The following is a 25,887-nucleotide window of genomic DNA, read 5'->3' on the forward strand; positions in this document are numbered from 1 at the left end:
AAATATAATGAAAAAATTAGTCGTATATCTTGGTCTGTTTTTGATGGGATTCTCCTCATTACACGCTCAAAAAATTGATCGTAAAAAGGTTGTCGGGCGTCATAATATTATCAATACAAAAATTGATACATTATCTACTTTGACTGTTGGCAACGGAAAATTTGCTTATACTGTAGATATTACCGGGATGCAGTCATTTCCTGAATTTTATAAGAATGGAGTTTCCCTAGGCACACAGTCTGAATGGGGATGGAACAGTTTTCCAAATCCTCAAAATTATAAATTTGATGAAACCCTGAAAGCTTATGACTTTAACAATGACGGACGTAAGGCACTATACAGTGTACAGCTTAAAGAACCCGAACGAAATAAAGAAGCCGTTGATTATTATCGTGTAAACCAACACCGATTGCAATTGGGAAATGTGGGTATTGAATTATACAAAAAAGACGGTCAGAAAGCAAAAATAGCTGATCTCAAAAATATTCATCAAACCCTTAATCTTTGGACAGGAATTATAGAAAGTGAATTTTCTCTGGAAGGAACAGTGGTAAAAGTACAGACCGCTTCTTTTCAGAATTCCGATAAAATCGGAGTTAAAATTGAATCTGATCTGATCACGCAAAAAAGGCTTAAGGTTTTTACACGTTATCCCTCTCCTACCGGTCAATTTTTAGATGATGCCGCTTTTTATGGTAATGAAAATGATCACACAACAAAAATTCTATCATCACAGCCAACATCCGGACTGATCCATCATCAGTTACAGAGTTCCGATTATTACACTCAGTTTTATTTTTCAGAAGGAATATTACGTGAAGCCGGAAAACATTATTTCGTGTATGAACCCTCTTCTAAAACAAAAAAAATAGAATTGAGTATTGAATTTTCTGCTAAAGATCCGAAAAGCAGTAAAAGTCTGTTTACTGATGCAGAAAGCGAAAGTACCTTAGGATGGAAATCGTTCTGGGAAAGCGGTGCAGCCGTTGATTTTGATGGAAGCACAGATCCGAGAGCAAACGAACTTGAACGCAGAATTGTTCTCTCAGAATATTTAACCAAAGTACAGTGTGGAGGAAGCAATCCACCACAGGAAACCGGTTTAACCTTTAACAGCTGGTATGGAAAACCACATACAGAAATGCATTGGTGGCATGGTGTACATTACGCTTTATGGGGAAGACCCGAAATTTTAGAAAAGCAACTGGATTATTATTTCAGGTCTTTTGAAAAAGCAAAGGCTTTAGCTGAAAGACAGGGATATAAAGGTGTTCGATGGATTAAAATGTCTGATAATGAGGGTAATGAAAGTCCTTCTTCTGTGGCTGCCTTTTTAATCTGGGAACAACCGCATATCATTTATATGACGGAACTGCTGTATCGGGATAAAAAGGATAAAAAAGTATTGGAAAAATATAAAGACCTGATTTTTGCAACGGCAGATTTTATGGCGGATTTTGCAACCTATGATAAAGAAAAAAACCGTTATAATCTAGGCAAAGGAGTGATCCCTGCTCAAGAAGTTTTCCCGGCTAAGGATACTTACAACCCAACTTATGAAGTAGCCTATTGGGATTGGGCACTAAAAACAGCACAGCAATGGAAAGAAAGATTGGGAGAACCGAGAGATAAAAAATGGGATGACGTCATTTCAAAATTATCTCCGCTTCCAGTTCAGGATGGTGTTTATCTGGCTACAGAATCTGCAAAAGATTCGTATACTTTTCAAAAATGGATGACCGATCATCCAGCTGTTCTCGGAGCCTTGGGAATGGTTCCGGAATCTCCAAAACTGGACAAAAAAATTATGAAAAATACGTTGGATACCGTTTGGAAAAAATGGAATTGGGAACATACCTGGGGCTGGGATTTCCCGATGACTGCCATGAATGCAGCAAGATTAGGTCTTCCATCAAAAGCTTTGGATGCTCTTTTTATGAACATTCAGACCAATACCTATTTGAAAAACGGCCATAACTACCAGGATAAACGTCTGCGTATCTATCTTCCCGGAAACGGAGGTGTTTTAACTACTGTTGCTATGATGCTCGAAGGTTGGGATAATTCAAAAGGTGAATTTCCCGGTTTTCCAAAAGATGGATCCTGGAAAATAAAAGCAGAAGGTTTCAAAAAAATGCCTTAAAAACTCACATTCATATATAGTGAAGTCTGTCCGGAAACGGCAGGCTTTTTTTTATGCTTAAAATTATATTTTCGTCAATATTCAAACACAAAAAAGAAACATTAATCAATCCTTATTCGTAATTGTATTATAATATTTAAGATAATAACAATAAAACTAACAATACAGCATAGTGCAGGATGATTTTATGGTGTTAAGCTTTTAATTTAATACAATCAAAAAATCAAAACTTATTAAACATGAAAAAAATTTCTACAACACTTTTGTTTTCTTTATTTCTGTTATCGTGTAATCATGATGATCACAGCAATCCACCAACTACTGAAAGCTGCAATTCTGAAAGGGCTTTGGCTTTTCCTGAAGCGGAAGGTTTTGGAAAATTTTCTAAAGGAGCACGAGGGGTGACGAATCCCAGCGTTTATATTGTCAGTAATCTGAATGACAGTGGTCCGGGTTCCTTTCGGGACGCTGTGAGTCAGCCCGGCAGGTTTATCGTATTTTCTGTAAGTGGTATTATCAATTTGCAATCTTCCTTAGCGATGTCACCAAATCTTACCATAGCTGGCCAGTCAGCTCCCGGGAAGGGAATCGTTCTCTATGGCCAGAAAGTATCCTTTACGGGCGCAAATAACACCATTGCAAGATACTTCAGAATCCGACTGGGGAATGTAAACGGATTATCCAAGAATACAGATGCTTCAGGAGTAGCAAATGGTAAAAATATTATGCTGGACCACATGTCTTTTTCGTGGGGTCTCGACGAAGTTTTTTCCATCAACTGGGATAATAAAGGGTTTGAACCCGACAGTATAACCATACAGAATTCTATTATAGCACAGGGTCTGCATCGTCACAACCATTCTGCAGGTGGCCTGATCCAGACAACCGACGGGCATATCAGTATTTTAAAATCTCTGTATGAAAGTAACAAAACAAGAAATCCTAAAGTAAAAGGGAAGAATGAATTTGTAAATAATGTCATATACAATTATGGTAACCTGGGAAATACTTATGGGCATACCGTTTCTGGAGATGGCTATATTATGGGTGATTCAGCAGGAATTTCGGAAGTGAATATTATCAATAATTATTTTGTTGCCGGTCCTTTAAATGTGGATAATCAATCGACACCATTCAGCAGAGGTACCAGCACATTCCATTTATATCAATCGGGAAATTATTACGACTCTAATAAAAACGGGGTTTTGGACGGAAATCTGGTTCCTCAGAATACAACGGCATTTCCCGGAAATACACCGGTTCAATTTATGAACAGCCCATTTGCATACCCTTTCAATGCAACTAACCTGTCTGCTACTCAAGCATTTTATCATGTTATACAAAATTCAGGAGCTAATTTTCCTCATCGTGATGATGTCGATAACTTGATCATTTCTGAAGTGAGTTCCAAAGGAACTCAGGGACTCTATGTGTACACTGAAAACAATCTTCCTCTTGCTAACGGTGGTTTAGGAGACTACCCTGCTTATCAAAGCATTCAGGACAGCGATAAAGATGGAATACCAGATGCTGTTGAAGTTCATATGGGACTTAATCCGCGAGACTCAACAGATGCCCTGAAGGTTAGTAAATTTTGTAAAAATTATTTAAATATTGAAATTTACTTGAACAACATTATGAAGTAAGAATCACCTTTACTATTCACTTCTAAATACTTATATTTTCGTCTTCATTCTGTTTCAACATGATTCAGAATGAAGATTTTTTAGTAAAATATTCATATATATAGACTTATTATAATTAATTAAAAATAAATATAGATTTATTGACATAAATTTTACGACTTATTTACGATCATTGGTTAATTTTTTATAAATTAGTTTCTTTAAACCGTTTTAACCGATCCTATCTGAAAAACATGGCAGAAACATTTGAAATACAGATCAATGAACACTCCAGAGTTCCTAAATATAAGCAGATTGTTGATTCTATTCTGAATGGAATAGATGGTGGAGAAATTCAGATTGGAGAGAAGATTCCTTCCATCAACGAGCTCAGCGAATCCTGCTTTCTCTCGAGAGATACTGTGGAAAAAGCATATAAGGAATTGAGGAAAAGACAGATCATAGAATCCGTAAAAGGTAAAGGATATTATATTTCACGTATCAATAAAAATGATATTATTAATATCTTTTTTCTGATCAACAAACCGAGTACCTATAAAATGATGATCTATAATTACTTCGTCAATGCAATCGGTACCAAAGGCAATGTTGAGATGTATATTTACCATTGTGATGAAACACTTTTCATTAATTCTTTGAAAAAGAATCTGGGCGGATTTGATTACTATGTCATTATGCCTCACTTTCGGGACGAACAGTCTAAACATACCAGTTCTACAAAGGAAGTGATTGACATGATTGAAAAAATACCAAAAAATAAACTGCTGTTGCTGGACAATACCAAACCCAATGTTTCAGGAGAATATGGTACTATTTTTCAGGACTTCGAACATGATATTTACAATGCCCTTCTGGAAGGTTTAGACAAGATAAAGAAATATGAGAAAATCATCTTAGTCTATCCTGATAAATCAATCCACCCCTATCCTTTCCGTATTGTACGCGGTTTTGAGAATTTCTGCAAAGATTTTAAACTTGATTATGAAATCCTTGATGAAATTTATCCTGATATGGAATTACAGGAAAAAGATATTTTCATCACAATCCGCGAACGGGATCTTGTTAATTTGGTGAAGCAGATCAGACAGAAAAATCTTGAACTGGGCAAAGACATCGGAATTATTTCCTACAATGAAACTCCTCTTAAAGAATTGCTGGGAATCACAGTGATTACTACAGATTTTAAAGCAATGGGAGAATCTGCTGCCTACATGATCCTGAAAAATAAAAGGGAACAGGTCAACAATGTCTTTAAATTTATTCAAAGGGATTCTTTATAAAGTCATTTATTTTTTTTAAATAATGCAATCGATTGCGCTTGTCATTAGACTAACACCTCTAACAATTAAATTATAGACAGCATTTAAAACCTACTAAAAAATATTTATTTAACTATGATTAAAAAATTAATTTTCGCCATGGCTTTCTTCATGGTACTTGCTGTGTCAGGACAGAAAAAGAATGATAAAGACGCTGTTACTGAAGCCGCTGAAAAGCTAAGATCGGCCATGATAAGCGGTGACAAACCAACATTAGAATCATTGATCTTACCGGGATTAACTTATGGACATTCGGGAGGTCACATTGACAATGCAGTGGAATTTGTCGAGAAATTAGTCAGTAAAAAATCAGATTTTGTAACTATTGATATTACCAATCAAAGGATCGACCTTGTTGGTAACACAGCGATTGTCCGTCACCATTTTTATGCAACAACTGCTGACTTTGGAAAAACTCCGGGTGATGTAACGTTGGATGTATTACTGGTTTGGGTAAAAACCAAAAACGACTGGAAATTACTGGCCAGACAGGCAGTAAAATCTGAAAAGAAAAAATAAGTATCAAGATTATGATAAACAAAATTCGCAAAGGTAGCTTTGCGAATTTTTTATTTAGAATTTATTCTAAGTTTTGGTTAAAGCCCATTTTTTTTTTTTATTGAGCATTAATAAGTCTTAAAGATTTTATTTCACTCTAAAATTTTGCAGATCTTCCGGTTTTTCACAGCAAAGCTGTTCCATTACCTGTCTGAACTGCATTTTAAGCATTTCAATGATGTGATCGCCCCCTTTTTCACCCAAAGCACCCACTGCATACATAAATGTTCTTCCCATAAATGTAAATTCAGCACCACAGCTGAGAGCACGGGCAACATCCGGACCTGTTCTTACACCACTGTCCATCATTATTTTTATCTGATTTTTATATTTTTCACTAATTTCCTTCACTACCGCAATGGTAGATTCCCCGGCATCCAGCTGTCTTCCGCCATGATTGGAGATAATCATTCCATCAAATCCCAGACGTACTGCTTCAGCAGCATCTTCATCAGACGCAACTCCTTTAATCACTAATTTACCTTTCCATTGATCACGGATCACTTTTAGCCTGTCTGCATTCAGCCTGCCGGAAAAAGTAGAGTTCATAAATTGCCCCAACTGCTTTACGCCCATACTCTTATCTATGTATTTATCCAAGGTTGCAAAACGGGGAACACCATGCTTTACCATTTCCATTACCCATTGTGGTTTTACCAAAGCCTGAGAAACATTTCTAAAATTAATCTGAGGCGGCATTGCCAAACCATTTCGGATTTCTTTGGCCCGGTAACCAAAAGTAGGAACATCTGCTAAAACAACGAGTACGTCATATCCGGAAGCTTCACAACGGTTGAGAATATCATCACGCAGCCATTCTTCCCTTGGATGGTATAATTGATACCAGGCTTTTCCTTCCGTTAATTCTGCAATTCTTTCAATACTGCTGGTCGTTACCGTACTTAAAATAAAAGGAATATTATGTTTGAAAGCTGCTTTTGCTAAAATTTCCGGAGCATTAGGCCACATCAATCCTTGTAAACCGACAGGTGAGATTCCAAAAGGCGCAGAATATTTCACACCGAATAATTCGGTCTCCATACTGGTTTCACTGTAATTATTCAAATAGCGTGGACGAAGAAGAACTTCTCTCAGCTCAGATGTATTCCGGTCTCTGTTTATGTTTTCATTGCAGCCTCCGTCCAGATATTCAAAAGCGAAACGGGGCATTCTTTTTTTTGCCCTTTCAATCAGAAGCTCAAGGGAAGCATATCGGGTATCGAATGGAAATGACATGATTATAAATTAAGAATTAAAGGTTGAAGCACTTTCATCTGATAATGCTGTTGTAAAAAGGTTTCATCTATTTTCTTGTTAGAAATTACCATAGAAGCCCCCAATGCAGAGCCTAGTGGTGAATGCGTTGACATCACGCTGTAGTGGTGGAAATGATGAGACATCAGTTTCATAAATACATCATTATCCGTAAATCCGCCATCAATGTAGATTGTTTCAATTTCTGAATTTCCTATTGCATTTTTAATGGTATGAATCTGCAGATCCATTAATTCTATCATCAATTGATGATAGGCTTCTTCAAAAGTTGCAAATGATTTTAGATCTGTTTCAGTGATCATTTTTCGTTTTAAAATAATTCCTTCAAACCGAAAATAAATATTCTTATTTTTCATCAAACGCAAATACACATCCTGATCAAAATGTACTTCTCTATGGAAACCATATTCTTTTCCATAATAAGCGCATAATTTTTCTACCTGAATCTTATATTCATTTCCCATAAAAAAGCGGGAAGCTTTTACGCGTTTACCATCGATCCGCATATAATTCAGACAATTGTTCTCGATATCCTCATCGGTAAGACTTTCGTCATTAAATGGATTTAAAGAAATACTCCACGTTCCTGTTGACAGCAATAAAAAAGGTTCTTTTTTACTTAAAATGTAAGGCAATAATGCTGAAGAACTGTCATGAATTCCAACACCTATTTTAATTTTTTTGTTTCTGTAGGAAGTATTTATGCTTGCTGAAGTTGGAACGATGGGTGCCAGTAAAACATCGATCCCTTCTTCATACACCCAGTCATGATAATCGGATTTATCATAGTTCCATAAATTGGTATGACAACCTATTGAAGTAAATTCCGACACACAAATTCCTGTAAACAGATAAGATAAATATTGAGGCAAGTGAAGACTGTACCTGATCTTTCTGAATGTTTCCGGATGCTTGTACTTGAGCCAAAACAACTGCATCCCTGAGTTGAGCATACCTGATTGCGGTGATGCTGTTTCGCGTGCAATTTTCAGCTTGCTCCCATGTTTTTCATAAAACAAATCCAGTATTTCCTGATCCATGGGTTTGGTATAATTGTACAGTGGAGCCAAAACATTTCCTTTGTGATCCAAATGCACCAAACTTGCTCCATAACTGGAGAAATTAATCGCTTTTACTTCAAAATTTTCATCGTCAAGAATGGCATTAAAATTATCTTTGATCCAGTTTTGCAGTGCTGCAAGATCTTCTGTAGGATAATCATCTTCATCAGTAGTTAACGGTAATTCTGTATACTCACGAACAACTTCTTTATAATTTTTATCAAATAAAAAGAACTTTTTATTGGTCTTTCCAATATCAAATACTATGGTTACCTTTTTTTTGGACATTCTCGAGATGAATTAAATTATGTATTTATAGGACAAATCAGTTTTTTAAGATCTGTGCACGCTTTTTTAAATTTTATTAAATATTCTTTTAAAGACCATTAAGGAGTGTTTAGCAATTAAGGAAGAATAAGAAAAAAATCCAATAATTTTCTTAATAAACGAAGTTTCGCTTAATACTAAACACTCTACCTTAACGGTAAAAAATAAGGATACATATAATTAAACTTTCGATTGCACCTGAAAGTTGAAATTATCAAAATTTAAATAAGTCTTATAATCCGGTTGCTTTTGTTTCTAAACCTCTTTCGGTAATTAAACGCTGTCTTATCTTTAGTTTTCTGTAAGCAGCTATCGGATCCAGAGCTGCACCAGTCTGCAACCTTGCAGCTTTTAACAATGGGCGTACATCGGTTCTGTATGCATTCTGTAAAATCTCCTGAGAGAGCACTACATCATTTTCCAATTGTGCTGTTTTTAATGCTTTTTGATCTACAAGAAGTGCCTGGGCATAAGCAATTAAAATAGCTTCAAGAGATTGTATTAAATCCTCTAAAGGATCTTTTATATTATGACTAGCATCGATCATCCATGCCGGATAAGGATTTTGAGGATTATTTTCAATTCCATATACCAACTCATTGAAAATTAAGAACAATGCATAAGGTTTGATCGATCCTACGGTTAAATCATCATCTCCATATTTGCTGTCGTTAAAGTGGAAGCCTCCTAGTTTCCCTTGGTACATTAAAGTAGCAACGATCTGTTCAATATTGGTATTTGGTAAATGATGTCCCAAATCCACTAAAGTGTAAGCCCTTTCTCCACAGGCATTTGCCAACATCAAAGAGGTTCCCCAATCCTGAATCGTTGTAGAATAAAAGTTAGGTTCATAAGGCTTATACTCGATGAACAGTTTCCAGTCTTCAGGCAAACCGCCATAAATTTCTTTTAGACTTTGCTCAGTTTTAGACAAGGCAGTCTGGAAGTTTAACTGACCTGGAAAGCTAGAGCCATCTGCCAACCAAACGGTTAAACTTTTAGAACCCAGTTCTTTTCCAATTCTGATAACTTCTTTATTATGTTCCACTGCATAAGCACGGGAATCTTCATTCACGCTGTTCAGAGAACCAAATTTATATGATTTTTGTGCTCCCGGCTGATCCTGAAAAGTGTTGGAATTCATTGCGTCAAATACAAGATTGTGAGAAGCCGCGACTTCTTTTATTGCTTTTACGTCACCCGGAATATCCCAGGGAATGTGCAGTGAAACAGCTCCTGCAGAGTGCGTTAAAGCGTGAATCAAGCCTACATCATCCAATTTCTGTTCTAAAGTACACGGTTCACCACCATAAGAAAACCTTCCGAAACGGGTTCCGCCTGCTCCTAAAGCCCAGCTTGGAATTGCCACCTGAAAATCGGCAATCTTATTGACTACTTCTGCAACATTTAACCCTGATTTTGTTAATTTATTTTGTAGAAAATCAAAATCTGAATTGAAATTTTCAATTTCTCCTTTATTATTTTGTTCAATGATATCTTTTCCTATAATCATGATTTGATTTTTAAAACTTTTTAATTGAAACATTTAAACTTTTAAGGTTTACTATTATTCAAACCAAAAGATTAAATTAATTCATTGCAGATCCAGTAAAACTGGCTCTAAATTTACCAAATTATATACTTTTGAGAATAATATTTATCTAGGAAATGCATTTGCCATCCCTCCGTCTACATTAATAATGTTTCCTGTCGTTTTATCTAAAATAGCTACACATACAAAAACACCGTTTGCAATATCTTCAGGAAGAATGATTTCGTTTAATAAATTTCGCTTTGCATAAAATGCAGGCAGTTCTTCTACAGAAATTCCATTCGCTTTAGCACGACCTTCTGCCCACGAACCTTCCCATATCTTACTTCCTACAATAACTCCGTCCGGATTAACGACATTGACACGAATTTTATCCGTTGCCAATTCCGCTGCCAATAGTCGGGTCATATGCTGTTGAGCCGCTTTAGCAGTTCCATACGCCACATTATTAGGTCCGGCAACCAGGCCATTTTTACTTGCAATATTTACAATATCACCCCCTAATCCCTGCTTCTTCATTATTTCAACACCATTTTTTGCCATTAAAAACTGACCTTTTACCAAAACATTTTCCAGGAGATCCCAGTCTTTTGTTGTGGTATCTTCCAGAGATTTAGAAATTGCCAAACCTGCCGAATGAACAATAATATCTATTCCTCCAAATGCCAGAACTGCTTCTTTAAAAGCATTTGCAATAGCACCTTCACTGGTTACATCGCACGGAACAGCTACCGCCTGATCTTTGCTGTATTTTGCTGTAACAGAATCTAATGCTTCCTGATTCAAATCTGTAAAAACAACTACTCCACCTTCCTGAACCATTTTGTCTGCAATTGCCTGTCCTATTCCACCACCAGCTCCTGTAACAACAGCTATTTTCCGGGAAAGAGGTTTCTCTTTAGGCATTCTCTGCAATTTTGCTTCTTCAAGCAACCAATATTCAATATCAAATGCTTCCTGTCTTGGTAAAGAAGTATACTCAGAAATGGCTTCTGCTCCACGCATCACATTGATCGCGTTTACATAAAATTCACTTGCCACACGGGTGGTCTGTTTATCTTTAGAGAAACTGAACATCCCTACCCCCGGATAAATAATGATCACCGGGTTTGGATCACGCATTGCGGGACTGTTTGGATGCTTGCAGGTTTCGTAATATTCCTTGTATTCTTCTCTGTATTTTTCAAACAGAGGATTTAATTTAGCAAGAATAGCCGCAGAATCCGTAAGATCCTCGTTGGTCGAAAGATTAAGAATCAATGGCTGAATTTTGGTACGTAAAAAGTGATCCGGACAAGATGTTCCCATTGGTGCCAGACGCTCCAGATCATTGCTGTTTATATATTCCAATACAGCATCACTGTCAGTAAAATGACCTATCATTCTATTTTCAGACGAAGCCAGACCACGTAATAACGGCATGAGTTGAGCCGCTTTATTCTTACGCTCATCAGCCTGCAGGGATTCAATTTTCTGTCCACCGAAAACCTGCCCGTCTTCTTCTATTTTTTTAGCAATATATTCGGAAGCCATTTCGATGACTTCTAAGCTATTAATATAGCATTCATAGGAAGTATCTCCCCATGTAAATAATCCATGGCTCCCTAAAATGATCCCGCGGATTCCCGGATTGTCATCTAAACATTTTTCCAACTGCAGTCCCAGATCAAAACCAGGACGCTGCCATGGAACCCAACCCATTGTGTCACCCCATATTTCTTTGGTAATTTTTTCGCTGTCCTTTGCTGCAGCGACAGCAATTAAAGCATCAGGATGAAGGTGATCAATATGTTTGAATGGAAGTAAGCCATGTAATGGTGTATCTATGGAGGGAGCTTTACTGTCAAGGTCAAAAATACAGTGATTGAATAATCCCACCATTCTGTCTTCATCTGCCAGACCCTGGTAAACATTTTTTAAGTTTCTCAATCTCTCTGTGTACAATCCGGCTATTCCTTTACGTGTTAATGTTCCAATGTCACCACCTGAACCTTTTACCCACATTACCTCAACTTCTTCGTTCGTCAAGGGGTCTTTTTCAATTGTTTTGCAGCTCGTATTACCACCTCCGTAATTCGTGATTCTTAAATCTGCCCCTAATATGTTTGAACGGTATAAAAATAAAGCGACCTGATCATCTTTTAAAGATGCTGCTTTGTTTTCATCCCATAAATAATCTACGTATTTAAATGTTTTTACATTTTCCATTTGTTTTCTTTTGTTTCTGAATTTTAACTCAAAATTAGATTGTTATATTTTTTTCAGTATCCCGTACTATACTGATGAACACCTTATTTAAAGATATTTTAACACTTAAATTCCATTGTAACTCAATTCATCTTTACAACTGATATACAATCCCGTTGAGTTTATTTATAAATTTATTTTCAATGATTATGTTGTTATTCACTAGTATCCAGGAAGTTGAGTAAGATTAGGATTATCAACCAGCGGATGACCGGCAGACTGCGCTGCAAGCGGAAGTAATTCCGTTTTATTAGGTACAAATCCATAGAAAAGACCTTCGCCTCCGCCCTCGATCCAGTTTGGATATGCTCCTCCGTTTTCAAATGAACCAGTTGGTTTTGTGTAGATGATATTTCCGATTTGAAGCTGATTAAAACCTTCAACAAAACCTACCGCTTTTCTTGCATTACCGTTAAAGGTACTCGTATATGCCTGGAACATATTGGCAGGATACCATTTGTCTTCTGCTGTTGAAGCTTCCCCGTTCGCTAATGCTATATTCTTCAGAGTCGTCTGATAGGCTTCATATCCTGATGAATTGGTAGGCACAGCCTGCACTTGTGCAATCTGCGCAGGATCTGTTAAATCTATATAAGTAACAGCTAAGAACGGATCTCCATAAACCTGTGCATTCTTGTGATATTTGTAAAGCCTGTAAATTGGTGTTGATGCGAATTGACCTGTACGATCAGATAAGTTTTTCATTGCCTGTCTTGTAGCATCAATTTCACTAGCAATACGATTCATCCTGATTAAATCGGTACGAAGCATAAATTCATCCGAAAATTCCCACTTACGCTCCTGAACAATTGCTGATTCAAAAGCCTGTTGACCACTTGGAACAGGTAATGATCCAATTCCGGCACGATTTCTTACCTGCATTAAAGCTGTAATACCTGCAGCAGTTGGTCCTCCATTTAAATAATTTTGTGTTTCTGCATACATCAATAATACATCAGCATATCGAATAATAGGAATATTCAAGTTACGTGCATCTGCAGCTTGTGGCTCCACACACCAGCTAATTCTGAACTTGCCCGGCATAATACAAGAATATGTAGTTCCTACATCTACCCAAGTATCGGTTGCAGAACCTGTTTTTAAGAAATAAATACTGTAAGAAGTACAAGCCACATCTCTACGTTTATCTGTCTTATTAAAAGAAAGATAATAACTTGGAAGTAAAAACTGTAAAGCTTTACGAGAACCATAGGTACCCCCTCTGGAACCTGGATGTGCATATATTCCGAATGCCGAGTTGGTATTTGGACCGTATTCAGCAATGTGCCAAAGCATCTCCTGATTTACAGCTGCAAAATTTCTTCTGTCAAAATTAAACCACAATGCTTCGAAACCACTTTTCCCTCCCTGAGCCTGTACCAAGCTATTAGTACCTCCATTAATTACAGAAGCTGCTGCTTGATCTGCAATTTGATACAGTTGTTGAACCCTGTTATTATCGGGACGACGAGACATTGTACCCGCAGATCCGGTATTCAAGTCCCAACGAAGAGAATATCCTGCAGCATACAGGGCAATTCTTGCTAAAAGAGCATTGGTTGACTGCTTGTTTAATCTCTCCGGTGATCCATTCGAAGCCGGTAAACTGTTTACTGACTCTTGAATATCGGTGATGATGCGGTCATATATTCCGTCTCGGGAAGACCGTTTCGGGTAAAATGTATTCGGATCATTGGGATCTGCATCTTCTAAAGGAATCCAAATGGCTGGTACATCGCCATACACTCTGATTAGGTTGTAGTAGCAAAATGCACGAATTGCTTTTGATTCTGCCAGTAAGGCATCACGCTTTGGACTTATAGCCATCTCACCTAGCCTGTCGATAGCAATATTGGTTCTCTCAATAACCGCATACATTGCAGAATATATTCCTGTAACAGTATTCGGAGTATAGGCATCATACTGATAGTTGCAGATGTTGTATTTGGAATTATTAGTTGTTCCGTCTTCAGCAGAATGAGTAACCGTATCTCCTGCTCCCAATTGGTAAAACATTTCGGTAGGAACAAGACCTCTATAAAGACCCTGAACAAAAGCGTCTGCGGTGTCTAAATTTGTAAACACCGATTCTGTATCAGATGAATTATAAGCAGGCTGATCTAAAAACTCCTCGCTGCAGGAATTGACACCCAATCCTGCAATTAAGATTGATGGAACGATGATTAGTTTTTTAATAAAACTATGATTATTGAATATATTTTTCATGATGGAACATTTAAATATTAGAAAGTAAGATTGATCCCTAAAACATAGCTTCTAGATCTTGGGAATGAAGAACTATCATATCCAGGAGAAACTGTAACGCCGCTTGCCGCTGAAACTTCAGGGTCAAAACCGGAATAACCTGTAATAGTTGCTAAATTATTAACTGTAGCATAGATACGCGCATTAGTCAATTTAATATGGTTCAAAAATTCTTTGGGAAAAGAATAACCCAAAGTTACCATGGAAATCCTTAGATATGAGCCATCTTCCACGTAATATGAAGAAGGATACGTTATGTTAGCAGTATTTGTATTACTTAAACTCCACAAGCTTGAATCTTCATTAGGATTAAGTTCTTTTAATCTCACCAAATTCGTTGTCGCCTGTCCCGTATTGGGATCGATCAAATGATAATAGTTGTTTCCGAATTCTGAAGGAACATTCTGATACATCCCGTAGGGACTCAAACTTTGTTTAGTTGCGTTATAAATATCACCACCTACGCTGAACTTCAGAAATACTGCAAGATCAAAACCTTTGTAAGAGAAGTTATTACTGATACCTCCAATAAAGTCAGGAGTACCGTTACCTATTTTCACCAGCTTTCTTGTAAACTGATCTCCAGCCTCATTATCTGCGGCAAATTTCATATCTCCAGGTTTAGGAGTTCCCGATGCTGGTTTCACAACGCCTGGTTTTAAGGTCAATGTTCCGTTTGCATCCTGGTTAAAGTCATCAGTCGTGTAAATTCCCTGGTAAACATATCCATACATATCCCCTAATTCTTCTCCAACTGTGGCATAATATGTTACCATACCTGCTCTGTTGCTGCCTACACTGAATGTTCTAAAGGTTCTTCCCTCGTCAAGAGACAATACTTTTGACTTGTTAAAACCTATATTGGCATCGGTAGACCATCTGAAGTTTTCAGTTTTTAAATTTATTGAGTTTAACGTGAACTCCATACCGGTGTTTTTCATGGAACCGATATTTACAAACTTGCTTTTATATCCCGTAGAGGCAGGAAGTACAGTTTCCAGTAACATACTGCTTACATTGTTATTATAAAATTCAGAAGTTAATTTTATTCTATTATTAAATAAAGCCAAATCTACCCCAATGTTGGTAGATCTCATTTCTTCCCATTGTACAATACGATTACCCAAAACACTACTTGTTACCAGAGCAAGATTACCCACTGTATTATTCAAAGGATAATCGGTCCCTACCACATTGGTTCTGAATACGTTATTTGGTATACTGTTATTCCCCACGATCCCATATTCGAATCTGAACTTCAGATCATTGATATAATTTTTGATTTTAGAATTTTTCCAGAAGCCTTCTTCTGAAACCCTCCATGCAGCAGCTACTGATGGAAATACACCCCATCTGTTATCAGGACCGAATTTTGAGGATCCATCACGACGAATAGTACCTGTTAATAAATAACGATTATCGTAATTGTAATTTACACGGGCAAAGTATGAAAGTAAGCTGAGTGAAGATCTGTCTGTATCTTTATCGGCAATGGTAGCATTAGATATATCATCTAATCCATAATTTAAGATGGAAGGAAACTTTATCAATGTTATGTTGTTACTTTCAGTTTCCTGATAGATTATTTCATTACCAATTAAAGCAGTAAGTTTATGCTTTTCACCTAAAGCCTTATTATAGGTCAATGTATTTGTGATCTGATATCGGTATGCTTCAGAATTCCCAATACTTCCGTTGATTCCTGTATTAATAGGATCTGTAAGATATGCACGGGAATTTTTATCTGAAAATGAAGTTGCTTTAGTGTTCGTCCAGTTATAAGATCCTGCAGTTCTGAATGTAAAATCTTTCAACAAATCAAATTCAAGACCTACATTAGCTAAAAATGTTCTTGCCCGTTTGTTTTGAGTAGATGCTGCCGTTTCTATATATGGGTTTTCTGTATCAAAACTCGAATCCAATGCAGAGTAATCTGGGAAAGTCTGAGTATTAAATAACTGATCCTGTGTAAATAATGTTCCTCCTGTAATAGGTTGAAGCAATATCTTTTTCATTCCTGAATAGGCCCCACCTCCGTTTGTAGAATTTGAAGTAAACATTGAACTGAAGTCTAAACGTATTCCTTTATACAGTTCTGAATTAATATTAGCTCGTAATGAGTTTCTGGTCTCATTAAAGTTTTGTAATAAACCTTCCTGTTTGTTGTAGTTGTAGCTGATAAATGCCTGTGTTTTATCATTACCTGCCGAAACGCTCACATTTTGATTCTGCGTAAGTCCTGTTCCACCAAGCATTTTTTCCTGCCAGTCTAATACTGGTGCTGATCCATACCGGTTGCCGATCCTATTAAATGCACCTGTATAAAATCCCGGAGAATCTGTTCCTAAACTATTATCAAATACATTACTCCATTTTGTTGCATTTCCTCCTAATTGAGCTAACTCATACTGATATTTCACATATTGTTCTGCATTGGAAACCATATCCAACTTCTTTGAAAGCATATCAAAAGACATGAAAGAATTATAGTTGATGGTTACTCTTCCTTTTTTTCCGGTTTTTGTCTTAATAACGATAATACCGTTGGAACCACGGGCACCATAAATGGCAATGGCAGAAGCTCCTTTCAATACATCAATACTCTCGATATCATTAGGATTAATGATGTTTAATGCATTATCCAGCTGGAAACCGTCTACAATGTAAAGCGGTTCTGTACCCTGAGTAATAGAAGCACCACCACGAATCGTAATGTTGGCACCTGCTCCCGGAGCACCACCTGCAGTAACGATATTTAATCCTGAAGCCCTTCCCTGCAAGGCTTGTAATGCATTCATTGCTGGTGTAGCTGCTAAATCCTTTGCAGATACTGAAGCCACCGATCCTGTTAAATCTGATTTCTTAACTTTACCATAACCAATAACCACTACTTCTTCAATATCTTTTGTGCTTTTCACAGTATCATTTACAGTCTTTTGCCCCCAGACAAAACTTGTTGAAAGCATAAATGCGGGAAACACTATTCGCTTTATATTCTTGTGTTTAATTATCAAAGACATATATTAAATTTTAGTAACATTAATTATTATGTCCCAATCTACACAGTTACCAAATTTTTAGCATCCTGCAATATCCTGCATTAATTATAAAATACTTAACCCATCCTAATAATGTATAATTATACTTAGTTCAAATTTTATAAATATTATTAATTTGCTTAAATATCTTTAAATAAACTCTGAAATCTGAAACCCAAATCACTCTATGAATTGTTTGCGAATATATTTATCGGGAACGTCGGATATCCATCAACACAAAAAAAGACACTGAAAAAATCAGTGCCTTACAAAAACTAAACTGTATATTGAATATGAATGATGAAGAAAAATTTTTAATTATGATCAGAAAGACTCTATCTCAAAGAATTTCCATATCCGACAATTAAAATAGAAATGAACATCACAACCATTCCCATAAGAATGGTAGAAATAGTTTTTTTAGAAACTCCTTTCCATTCCTTAATGATAACGCCCCACAGATTGGCAATTAAAATGATAAACGCCATATGTAGTATCCATGAACTAGGGCCATTTCCCATTTTACTTTCTCCCATACCATAAAAGAAGAACTGTAAAAACCACATCGTCCCGGCAAGTGCACAAAAAACGATGTTACGTACAACCGGTACTTTTCTTTTTGTATAATCTGTATACGATTTATTTTTAATAGCTAAATATAAACAGCCTATAAGATTTACTGCCATTCCACCCCAGAGTACAACGACATAGGTTACATTATTTTGAAAAAGGAATTCTCCCTGTCCCGGATTTGCATTTTTCCACAATTCATTTGCTACGACTGCCATCGGTTTTCCAGCTTCCAACCCAAAGTTAAAGCAGGCACTTAAAACTCCTGATATAATGGAAACAACTAAGCCCAACCTAAACTTGTACTCCGTTTTCACCTGTATACCGTGTGGATCTGTAGATTCAGTTTGCAGTTCTTTTTCTTTCATCATTCCCGCTTTCCCACTAATGATGATTCCGATGATACAAACTAAAAGTCCCAATAAAACCATCTGTCCCCATGTACTGGAAAGCATTAACCCAATATTGTCCTTTCCCGTATGTGGAGAAAATTCATAATATACAGATGGAACCAGCGAACCAAAAACCATACAAAGCCCAAGAATTATGCTGCTTCCAAGTGCTACTCCTAAGTATCTTACCCCTAAACCATAAGTAAACCCACCAATTCCCCACAAAGCACCGAACAAAAACGTCAATCCCAATATAGAAGAACTTTCATTCTGTATGATTTCCCAAAACCCTGGAATGGTAATAAATGCAGCAAGTGGCGGAACAATGATCCATGAAAACACCCCTCCTATCAGCCAATATGTTTCCCAGGACCATCCTTTTACTTTTTTATAAGGTAGATAAAAACTACCTGAAGAGAATCCTCCTAGGAAATGAAAAAAAACTCCTAACAATGCATTCATAATTTTATCTTATTGATATTGAATTTGAAAATTAATAATATGGTATCGATTGCGCATCTTGTAGTGTCATGTCTTCAATATGTCAGAAAATAAGCATTTCTGCAGTATCCAATACCATTAACCTTTTTTATTTTTATAAACAATTTTGTGAATCTGCTCTTCTTTATAATTTAATTCAACTTATAAACCTCACTCCCTGCGAGCAACAGACATCCTAAACCATAGTCTTCAAAATCAGGTTCTTTATCAACAGCGAGAGGCTGACCATCTTTAGGTTCTTTTCCTGTTCCCTGTACCCAGCCTAAAAATCCATTTGGCTGAACAGAGTCTTTTACAATAGCATTCCAAGCCTTTACGACAGCCGGCAAATAAGTTTCTCTATCAATTAGTCCATTATTGAGTCCATACGCCATTCCGTAAACAAATAGGGCCGTTCCTGTCATTTCTTTTCCACCAAAATTATTGGGATCATGCAGACTTACATTCCAAAAACCATCTTCTCTCTGAACAGGAAGTAAGGCTGATAATAAATCTCTGTAATCCTGTAAATATTCTTTATAGTGGGGATCTGATTTGGGTGTATCTTCCAGGGTACGTGCTAAAGCAGCAACTACCCATCCGTTTCCGCGACTCCAGTAGGAATCTTCACCGTTTGGTTCTTTATAAGGTGGAACAAAACTTTTGTCTCTCCACCAAAGCTTGTCTTTAGGATTATATAAACCATGATCTCCATGTTTGTATTTCGTATAGGCATACATTTCGTAATTTTTATCGAAATACTTTTTGTCACCTGTAATTTTACCCAGTTTTGTGAAAATAGGCATTCCCATTTGGAGTGCATCAATCCACCACCATTCATCTACTTTATTGGAAGCGATCATACTATCTATCGATGCTTTTACCAATTTTATTCGCTCAGGATTCTTTCTGCCATCGAGTTCATAAAGGTCTAAGTATGTTTGTCCACAAGCCTGATTGTCTGCATTACGGGTATAGGTATCACGCATCATGTTCCAATTGTGTTTTTCTGACCAGGAAATGGCATACTCATAATATTCTTTTTTGGGATCTATCTTATAGAGTGCTATTAATCCTTCATAGTAAACAGCACGGGTCCATAAATTACTTGGCCATACCTTTTTACCAACAATTTCTTTTCCGGTATCCGGCCATTTGTTCATGAAATATTGGTTGGCCCGTCGCGAAACTTCCAGAACCTCTTTTTTATTTGGAAGATCAATATTTTTAGCAGCTGTTTGTTTTTGAACTGAACATGAGGATAAAAGTCCAAAAGCCAATATACAAAAGGCACTTTTCATTACTATCATTTTCATAATTGGTAAGTTATTTTTTATTAATTTTCTAATTTAACGTCAAACAATAGATTGAAGATCGATCCGATGTAATCAAACTTTTAAGTATTAGTTAAAGTTTTTCTCTACTGATTTAAAGTTTGTTAATTTTTAGATTTTACAGTAATGATGTTTGGATTTGGAATTTTTGAAACAGATTCATCCAGATAATAATCAGTATGTGGAGGCTGATTATAGCCTACATTCTGCCATACGATACTCAACCGGTATTGTGGATTGTGCATCAGGGTATACAAACGGTGATGTGTTGGAAGTGTTGAACTGAAGATCCGGAGTTCCTGATTGTCTGACGTTCTGTATATTAATTCTTCCCGCCAGTCACCGAATAAATCTGCAACTAAAGATGGATTTTTTTTCGTTCCGTTATTTGATTCACATTGGAAATCTTTGGCGTCAAATATAATATTTGTATTCTCTTTCTTCCAATCCCATTTTGACACTACAGTACCGTCTAAAATTTCGCTTAGAAAATCTCCATCCCAATAGACACCCATATTACAGGCTGGATTTTTATCACTGATTTTATTTCCTTTGGCATCATAAAGACCTTTAACTCCAGCTCCTGCGGCCCAACACTCAGAACCTTCATGCCGGGGATCTATATTCAGAGACAATCCTCTCCCGGGACCCTGAAATTTGCCCTGTTTACTGTATATCAAGGATGGCAATTTCCATAATACTTTTCCTGTTGCCCCATCTCTGAAATGTGCACCGGCATCATCAAACCTTTCCTGAATATCAAAAATTTCCAATCCGGGATGAGAGGGATCCAAATCCCCGACATGCAGAGCATCTCCATGACCATATCCGGTACTGTTCAATACCGTTCCGTTGTCATCGATAGTCATTGCACCAAAAATAATTTCATCTTTTCCATCATTATCAACATCTGCAATACTCAGGTTATGGTTTCCCTGTCCTCTGAATTTTTTATTTTCTTCTGAACTTTCTGTATCGAATAACCATCGTAAACTCAACTTCTTATTTTTGTAGTCCCAGGCTGCCATCGCTGTACGGGTATAGTAACCTCTTGACATAATAACACTCGGATGCTTACCATCTAAATAACCCACTGCACCCAGAAATCGATCTACACGATTGCCTTTTGCATCGCCCCAGGTCTCTGTAAGCTGTTCCGGAGATGGATTCAGATTGTTCGGAAACCTTGGAACGACATAGTCTACTGTATTTATTTCTTCACCAGTCTGACCATCGAAAACAGTCATATACTCAGGTCCTGAAAGTATAAATCCATTTTCATTTCGCCAATCTTTTTTGGGATCACCAATATATTTCCCTCTGCTGTCTTTGGTACCATCTGCCGTTTTCATCACGATCTCCGCTTTACCGTCCTGATCTAAATCGTATACCAGAAACTGAGTATAATGAGCCCCTTCCCTGATGTTTTTACCTAAATTAATTTCCCATAACAAATCACCGTTTAACTTATATGCCTGAATAACCGGGGGATCTGTAAAGCCTTTCTGACTATTATCACGGGATTGTCCGGTTTGATGAAGGATGATTTCATAAGCACCGTCTCCATCCAGATCTGCTACAGATATATCATTTGGTGTATAGCCGGCTGGTGTTTTTAAAGGAATGGAAAAATAGGGCTTTTGAGAAGCAACATATCGGGCAGAGTCCATATCCAAGGTTTTATCTGGGGTATTGGATTTCACGAAATAAGTATAATTCTTTGCTTTATCTGCCGTTTTATCTAAAAAATTTGTTTCGTTGAGCAATATCTTTTCATTCAATTTTTTGCTCTTGTTATTTTCAACACGATATAGGTCAAACTGAGTGTTTTGAGGCTCCGAACCTAATAACCTCCAGCTGACAAAAACCCCTGATTCTGCAGGTATGGCTATAATTCCTCTTTTCAAATACTCCATTTGTCTTTGTGCTGAGAGTACTTGTGAAAAAAGAACTGTAATTAAGATAAAATTAAATTTTAAGTTCATAATTCCAGTATTGTTTTAAATATAGATAAGGCAATCGATTGCATATTTTGATTTATTTACTTTGTTTGATCAGCCATTTCACAAACTCTTCAGCTCCCTGGAAATTGGTGAAATCGGCAGGTAATTTTTTACCGTCCGTATATTCGTTGTAACACCACGGATCTCCCAGAGCGAAAACGGTTCCTTTTCCAAACTTCGCAATGGCTGCAATGTTTTTACCTTCCGCAGATAATAAAGTTTTTGCAGGCTCTTTTACAGTGATTGAACTCACTTCTTTCATGTATAATTTTTGTGCAGAAAAAACTTCATTTCCCTCTCGAACATGTACTGCACCCTGTTCAAATTCTTTCCCTTGAACTCTATTGTAGCTATCGTCATTAAAATAAATCCCAAACTCTCCCGCCAGCTGGTTAAAGTGTTCAAATTCAGAATTGCCATGATCATTACTTAACAAAACCAATACCCCACCTGCTTTTACCCATTTTACCACATTTTTAATGGTCGTAGGATCTATTAAATTGGCCTTTCCTTCAAAAGCTTCTTTGTCAATATCTGCATCTACAATAATGTAAATATCTGCGTTTTTCAGGTCTGCCTGTGTAGGAGCATTTTTAAGAGAACTGATTGATGCACCCTGTTTTATAAAGATTTCTCCTAATAATGAAAACCCACCATTGGTCTTATCATTCCACGTGTAATGCCAGGATTCTATTTCCTTCGTTTCTTTGTTTTCTTTTTTTTCATTGTTGAAAAAATTATCTAAAACTACTTTTGGTTTTTTCTGTGAATACGAAAATCCGAATGTCAACATGAAGGTTCCAACTGCTAATGACTTTACTATTTTATGTTTACTCATAACTTTTATTTTTACAATATTTGTTAAGCTTCGATGTTATTTTTAAATTTTTATTTTGAATATATGATTGGAATCAATTGAATCTGCCCATCCAAACCAGAGGGTTGAACCTTCCAACCGGAGGCATCAAAGGATTTGTAATCAATATTTACAAAGTTAATCTCATGGTAGTTACGCCACTGTATTTTTTTCTGATCCATATACCGTATTCTATTGGCCATCAGATTACAAACTTCAATTTGAATGGTATTTGTACCCTTTTTTAAATATTTACCAATGCTGATTTCAAAAGGGATGCTCCAGACAATACCGGCATCTTGGCCATTTACAATCACTTTCGCACTTTCATAGAGTTTATCCAGTTTTAAGACATAATCATCTGCATTCTTTTTCCTCAGATCCAGTGAAGTAGTGTACACACCTGTTCCCGAAAAACTTTGTGTTGCAGGATCTTCTGAAAAGCTGGTCCATGGTTGAGGTTTCTTTAGTTGTCGTGATTTGGGAAGTTCGGGACCACCTTCTTTAAAGGTTAACTGCCAGGGTTGATCTAAAATAATCGGAGTCCCTGTCTTTTCAGTATAATTCCATTTCTGTACGGATGAATCAATAGTTTTACTACTTTTCAGAATTAAAGACTGTCCTGATTTCAACTGAATTCTTGCAGAATTATTCTGTATTTGTGCCATTCCGAAATCTCCGTTTTCCGGATTCATAATAATGGTCTGCTTTCCTGTATAATTTATGGGAAGAAATTGATTGATTTCTTTTGAAGTATGATTAACAATATAGTAGTATTTTCCACCCTCAAACTGTCTTCTTACAAATTTCAATCCCGTTTCTGTTAGTTTTTCTCTTTCTATTTTCAGATATTCAAGCGCTTTTGAAACATCGGAACTCAAAATAATCTTTCCTTTTCCAAATTCTGCAGTTTTTAGATTTTCACCCTGATTATTAAATAGAATTTGAGACCACAAAGATTTTAAAAGATTTCTTCTTTTTTCAACCTCAAAGTAACCCGGAATATCTTTTGGTTCATTCTGAAAAATAACTGAAGCACCATTTCTCGCTAATTCCAGAATATTATTCAACGTTGTTTCTGGTAAATACGTTAATTCGGGAACGATCAAAACCTGATAGGAAGATCCTTCTTTTGCAATTTGAATTTTATTATTGTAGGATTTTGCTTCACCAATCATTTTATCCGAGGTCATGTCAAAAGAATATCCCATTTTATCCAGTTTGGTCAGATCTTCATAAAACGGAGTTGGCTGCAGCCATTTTTCAACGTTATGAACTTTAAAGGCAACATCTTTCCCTTTTGCTGATGCCCAAGAATCATAAACCGGCCAATATATCAGCAATTCATTATCAGATTTCCCGCTCTGCAAAATACTTTGAGAACGCATAACAAAGGAATTGAGGCCACTTATATGAGGCCATAAACTATTTTCTGGAACAAAATTAACCGAAGCATAAAATAACCACCCTGGAAAAGGGACATCAGCAGGCGTATAGGTTGTACCATGATAAAAAACATGATTGATCCCAGATAAAAAAACCTGCTCAACTTCTGGTTTGGCCTGCGACCAGGAAGTTTTAAAATGTTCAGTAAGCCAGGTAAAAGTTTCATTTGAAATCAATTGCTTCCCTTTAGCATTGGCCGCCGATGAGGCAAACTTCAACATATTTATATCCGGATGATCTGCTTTTTGCACATCCAGGCTGTCTCTTCGTAAACCCGGAATATCAAAAACAGTACTTCCGAATGTTTCTGATTCTGGAATATCTACTGCTGCATAAAGATCCAGTAAGTTTCCGGGTGAACCGTGCGCCTGATTTGTGTTTTTAGAGTTCTTGGAATGCGCCCAGCTTGTAAACTGATCAGTAAAATTGTATAATATCAATTCACTAAGGGTTTCTCTATAATCTGATTTTACCCTTCTCGTAGTCCCGTTTTCCTCATCGTTGATCAGATATTTGATGTAAGGACTAATATCATATCCCCTTCTTTTTAAAAATTCATTCTTAAAGTCAGGGGTCCAGTCTGCATTATAGACCTCATAGCTATCATTAAAAAAAGAACGGACACCATAATTGGAATTGCCAAATGCCTTATCAAATGTTTTAAAATAATCAACCGTTGCAGCACCTGAAAAATGGTTTAATGTAAATCCTTCCCCTCCGGGAGCGGCCCTTTTTACCTTCTGAAGTGTTTTACCAGTAAAAACTGCATATATTGTCCATTTCCTGGAGTCCGGTTTCCAATTGAGAACACCATCATTTGTAACTTTATCTGTTAAGACAACCGCCTCATTTTTTTCGTTGTACGCCGTTACAATATCTAATTTTACAGTCTGTAAGTTTTTAAGTTTTTCGTCTTTAAGGAATATCTTTTCGGCTAATTTTTCACCTGATAAAAGTGCATACTTCTGAACGATCATTTTTGTGGCCGCATCCTCTTCATTTACCTGAGGTCCACCTATCGGCCACCCGGTTCCGACAGCCATATCAACACCCATCTGTAAGCTTTTTGCTTTATTCACAGTAAACTGCAGCATCTTCATCCATTCCGGACTGAGATAAGATATATATCGATTTTCAAATCCTTTTGCCCCGTAAATAGGAACGACTTCCACGCCTCCAAAACCAGCGTTACTGAGCGTTGTCAATTGCTTATCCAATCCTTTTTCATCAACTGCATTTCCCATCCACCACCACCGTGTCCATGGTTTAGCGGTGTTCGTCATTACCGGCCACAGATTTTGTGCAGAAAGATTTCCAAACGCCAAACAAAATACACTTAACTTGATAATAGATTGAATATTCATTTTCCCATTCT

At 36.8% G+C, this 25,887-nt stretch carries 15 protein-coding genes; 4 read left to right on the forward strand and 11 right to left on the reverse strand.

What is annotated here, in order from left to right; all coding sequences use genetic code 11:
* Window positions 1–7: 7 nt before the first annotated feature.
* The 4 genes from AC3WRL_RS17935 to AC3WRL_RS17950 all read left to right on the forward strand — a co-directional run bounded on the left by AC3WRL_RS17935 (window position 8) and on the right by AC3WRL_RS17950 (window position 5,627).
* Window positions 8–2,143 carry a hypothetical protein gene (locus tag AC3WRL_RS17935; protein ID WP_261511907.1) on the forward strand — a complete coding sequence of 712 codons (2,136 nt, stop codon included), beginning with the start codon at window positions 8–10 and terminating at the stop codon, window positions 2,141–2,143.
* 239 nt (window positions 2,144–2,382) lie between these two features.
* The gene (locus tag AC3WRL_RS17940) at window positions 2,383–3,789 is read left to right on the forward strand and encodes a pectate lyase family protein (RefSeq protein WP_261511906.1); all 1,407 of its coding nucleotides are present in this window, start codon (window positions 2,383–2,385) and stop codon (window positions 3,787–3,789) included.
* A gap of 233 nt (window positions 3,790–4,022) precedes the next feature.
* The gene (locus tag AC3WRL_RS17945) at window positions 4,023–5,069 is read left to right on the forward strand and encodes a GntR family transcriptional regulator (RefSeq protein WP_214825825.1); all 1,047 of its coding nucleotides are present in this window, start codon (window positions 4,023–4,025) and stop codon (window positions 5,067–5,069) included.
* A 114-nt stretch (window positions 5,070–5,183) separates the two neighbouring features.
* Window positions 5,184–5,627 (forward strand): nuclear transport factor 2 family protein, encoded by a 444-nt coding sequence (locus AC3WRL_RS17950; RefSeq protein ID WP_492330894.1) that lies wholly within the window; start codon window positions 5,184–5,186, stop codon window positions 5,625–5,627.
* 126 nt (window positions 5,628–5,753) lie between these two features.
* On the opposite strand, the gene AC3WRL_RS17955 is transcribed toward AC3WRL_RS17950, so the two are convergent.
* The 11 genes from AC3WRL_RS17955 to AC3WRL_RS18005 all read right to left on the reverse strand — a co-directional run bounded on the left by AC3WRL_RS17955 (window position 5,754) and on the right by AC3WRL_RS18005 (window position 25,876).
* The gene (locus AC3WRL_RS17955; protein ID WP_214825828.1) at window positions 5,754–6,902 is read right to left on the reverse strand and encodes an alpha-hydroxy acid oxidase; all 1,149 of its coding nucleotides are present in this window, start codon (window positions 6,900–6,902) and stop codon (window positions 5,754–5,756) included.
* Window positions 6,903–6,904: 2 nt separating this feature from the next.
* Window positions 6,905–8,290, reverse strand: coding sequence for an FGGY-family carbohydrate kinase (locus tag AC3WRL_RS17960; protein ID WP_214825830.1), 1,386 nt, complete (start codon window positions 8,288–8,290; stop codon window positions 6,905–6,907).
* 271 nt (window positions 8,291–8,561) lie between these two features.
* The gene (locus AC3WRL_RS17965) at window positions 8,562–9,842 is read right to left on the reverse strand and encodes a sugar isomerase (RefSeq protein WP_492330895.1); all 1,281 of its coding nucleotides are present in this window, start codon (window positions 9,840–9,842) and stop codon (window positions 8,562–8,564) included.
* A 144-nt stretch (window positions 9,843–9,986) separates the two neighbouring features.
* Window positions 9,987–12,089 (reverse strand): bifunctional aldolase/short-chain dehydrogenase, encoded by a 2,103-nt coding sequence (locus AC3WRL_RS17970; RefSeq protein ID WP_492330896.1) that lies wholly within the window; start codon window positions 12,087–12,089, stop codon window positions 9,987–9,989.
* 201 nt (window positions 12,090–12,290) lie between these two features.
* On the reverse strand, window positions 12,291–14,354 hold the full coding sequence (locus AC3WRL_RS17975) for a RagB/SusD family nutrient uptake outer membrane protein (RefSeq protein ID WP_492330897.1): 2,064 nt from the start codon (window positions 14,352–14,354) through the stop codon (window positions 12,291–12,293).
* Window positions 14,355–14,371: 17 nt separating this feature from the next.
* Window positions 14,372–17,413 carry a SusC/RagA family TonB-linked outer membrane protein gene (locus AC3WRL_RS17980; protein WP_492330898.1) on the reverse strand — a complete coding sequence of 1,014 codons (3,042 nt, stop codon included), beginning with the start codon at window positions 17,411–17,413 and terminating at the stop codon, window positions 14,372–14,374.
* Between the two features lie 353 nt (window positions 17,414–17,766).
* On the reverse strand, window positions 17,767–18,855 hold the full coding sequence (gene rhaT, locus AC3WRL_RS17985; RefSeq protein WP_492330899.1) for an L-rhamnose/proton symporter RhaT: 1,089 nt from the start codon (window positions 18,853–18,855) through the stop codon (window positions 17,767–17,769).
* A 170-nt stretch (window positions 18,856–19,025) separates the two neighbouring features.
* A complete protein-coding gene (locus AC3WRL_RS17990; protein ID WP_492330900.1) occupies window positions 19,026–20,174 on the reverse strand; it encodes a glycoside hydrolase family 88/105 protein in 1,149 nt (382 codons plus the stop codon).
* Window positions 20,175–20,311: 137 nt separating this feature from the next.
* Window positions 20,312–22,192, reverse strand: coding sequence for a rhamnogalacturonan lyase (locus AC3WRL_RS17995; RefSeq protein WP_492330901.1), 1,881 nt, complete (start codon window positions 22,190–22,192; stop codon window positions 20,312–20,314).
* Window positions 22,193–22,244: 52 nt separating this feature from the next.
* On the reverse strand, window positions 22,245–23,048 hold the full coding sequence (locus AC3WRL_RS18000) for a lacto-N-biose phosphorylase central domain-containing protein (protein WP_492330902.1): 804 nt from the start codon (window positions 23,046–23,048) through the stop codon (window positions 22,245–22,247).
* A 50-nt stretch (window positions 23,049–23,098) separates the two neighbouring features.
* A complete protein-coding gene (locus AC3WRL_RS18005; RefSeq protein WP_492330903.1) occupies window positions 23,099–25,876 on the reverse strand; it encodes a glycosyl hydrolase in 2,778 nt (925 codons plus the stop codon).
* Between the last annotated feature and the right edge of the window lie 11 nt (window positions 25,877–25,887).

This window comes from Chryseobacterium sp. FW101-FHT12H09, from assembly GCF_058790395.1.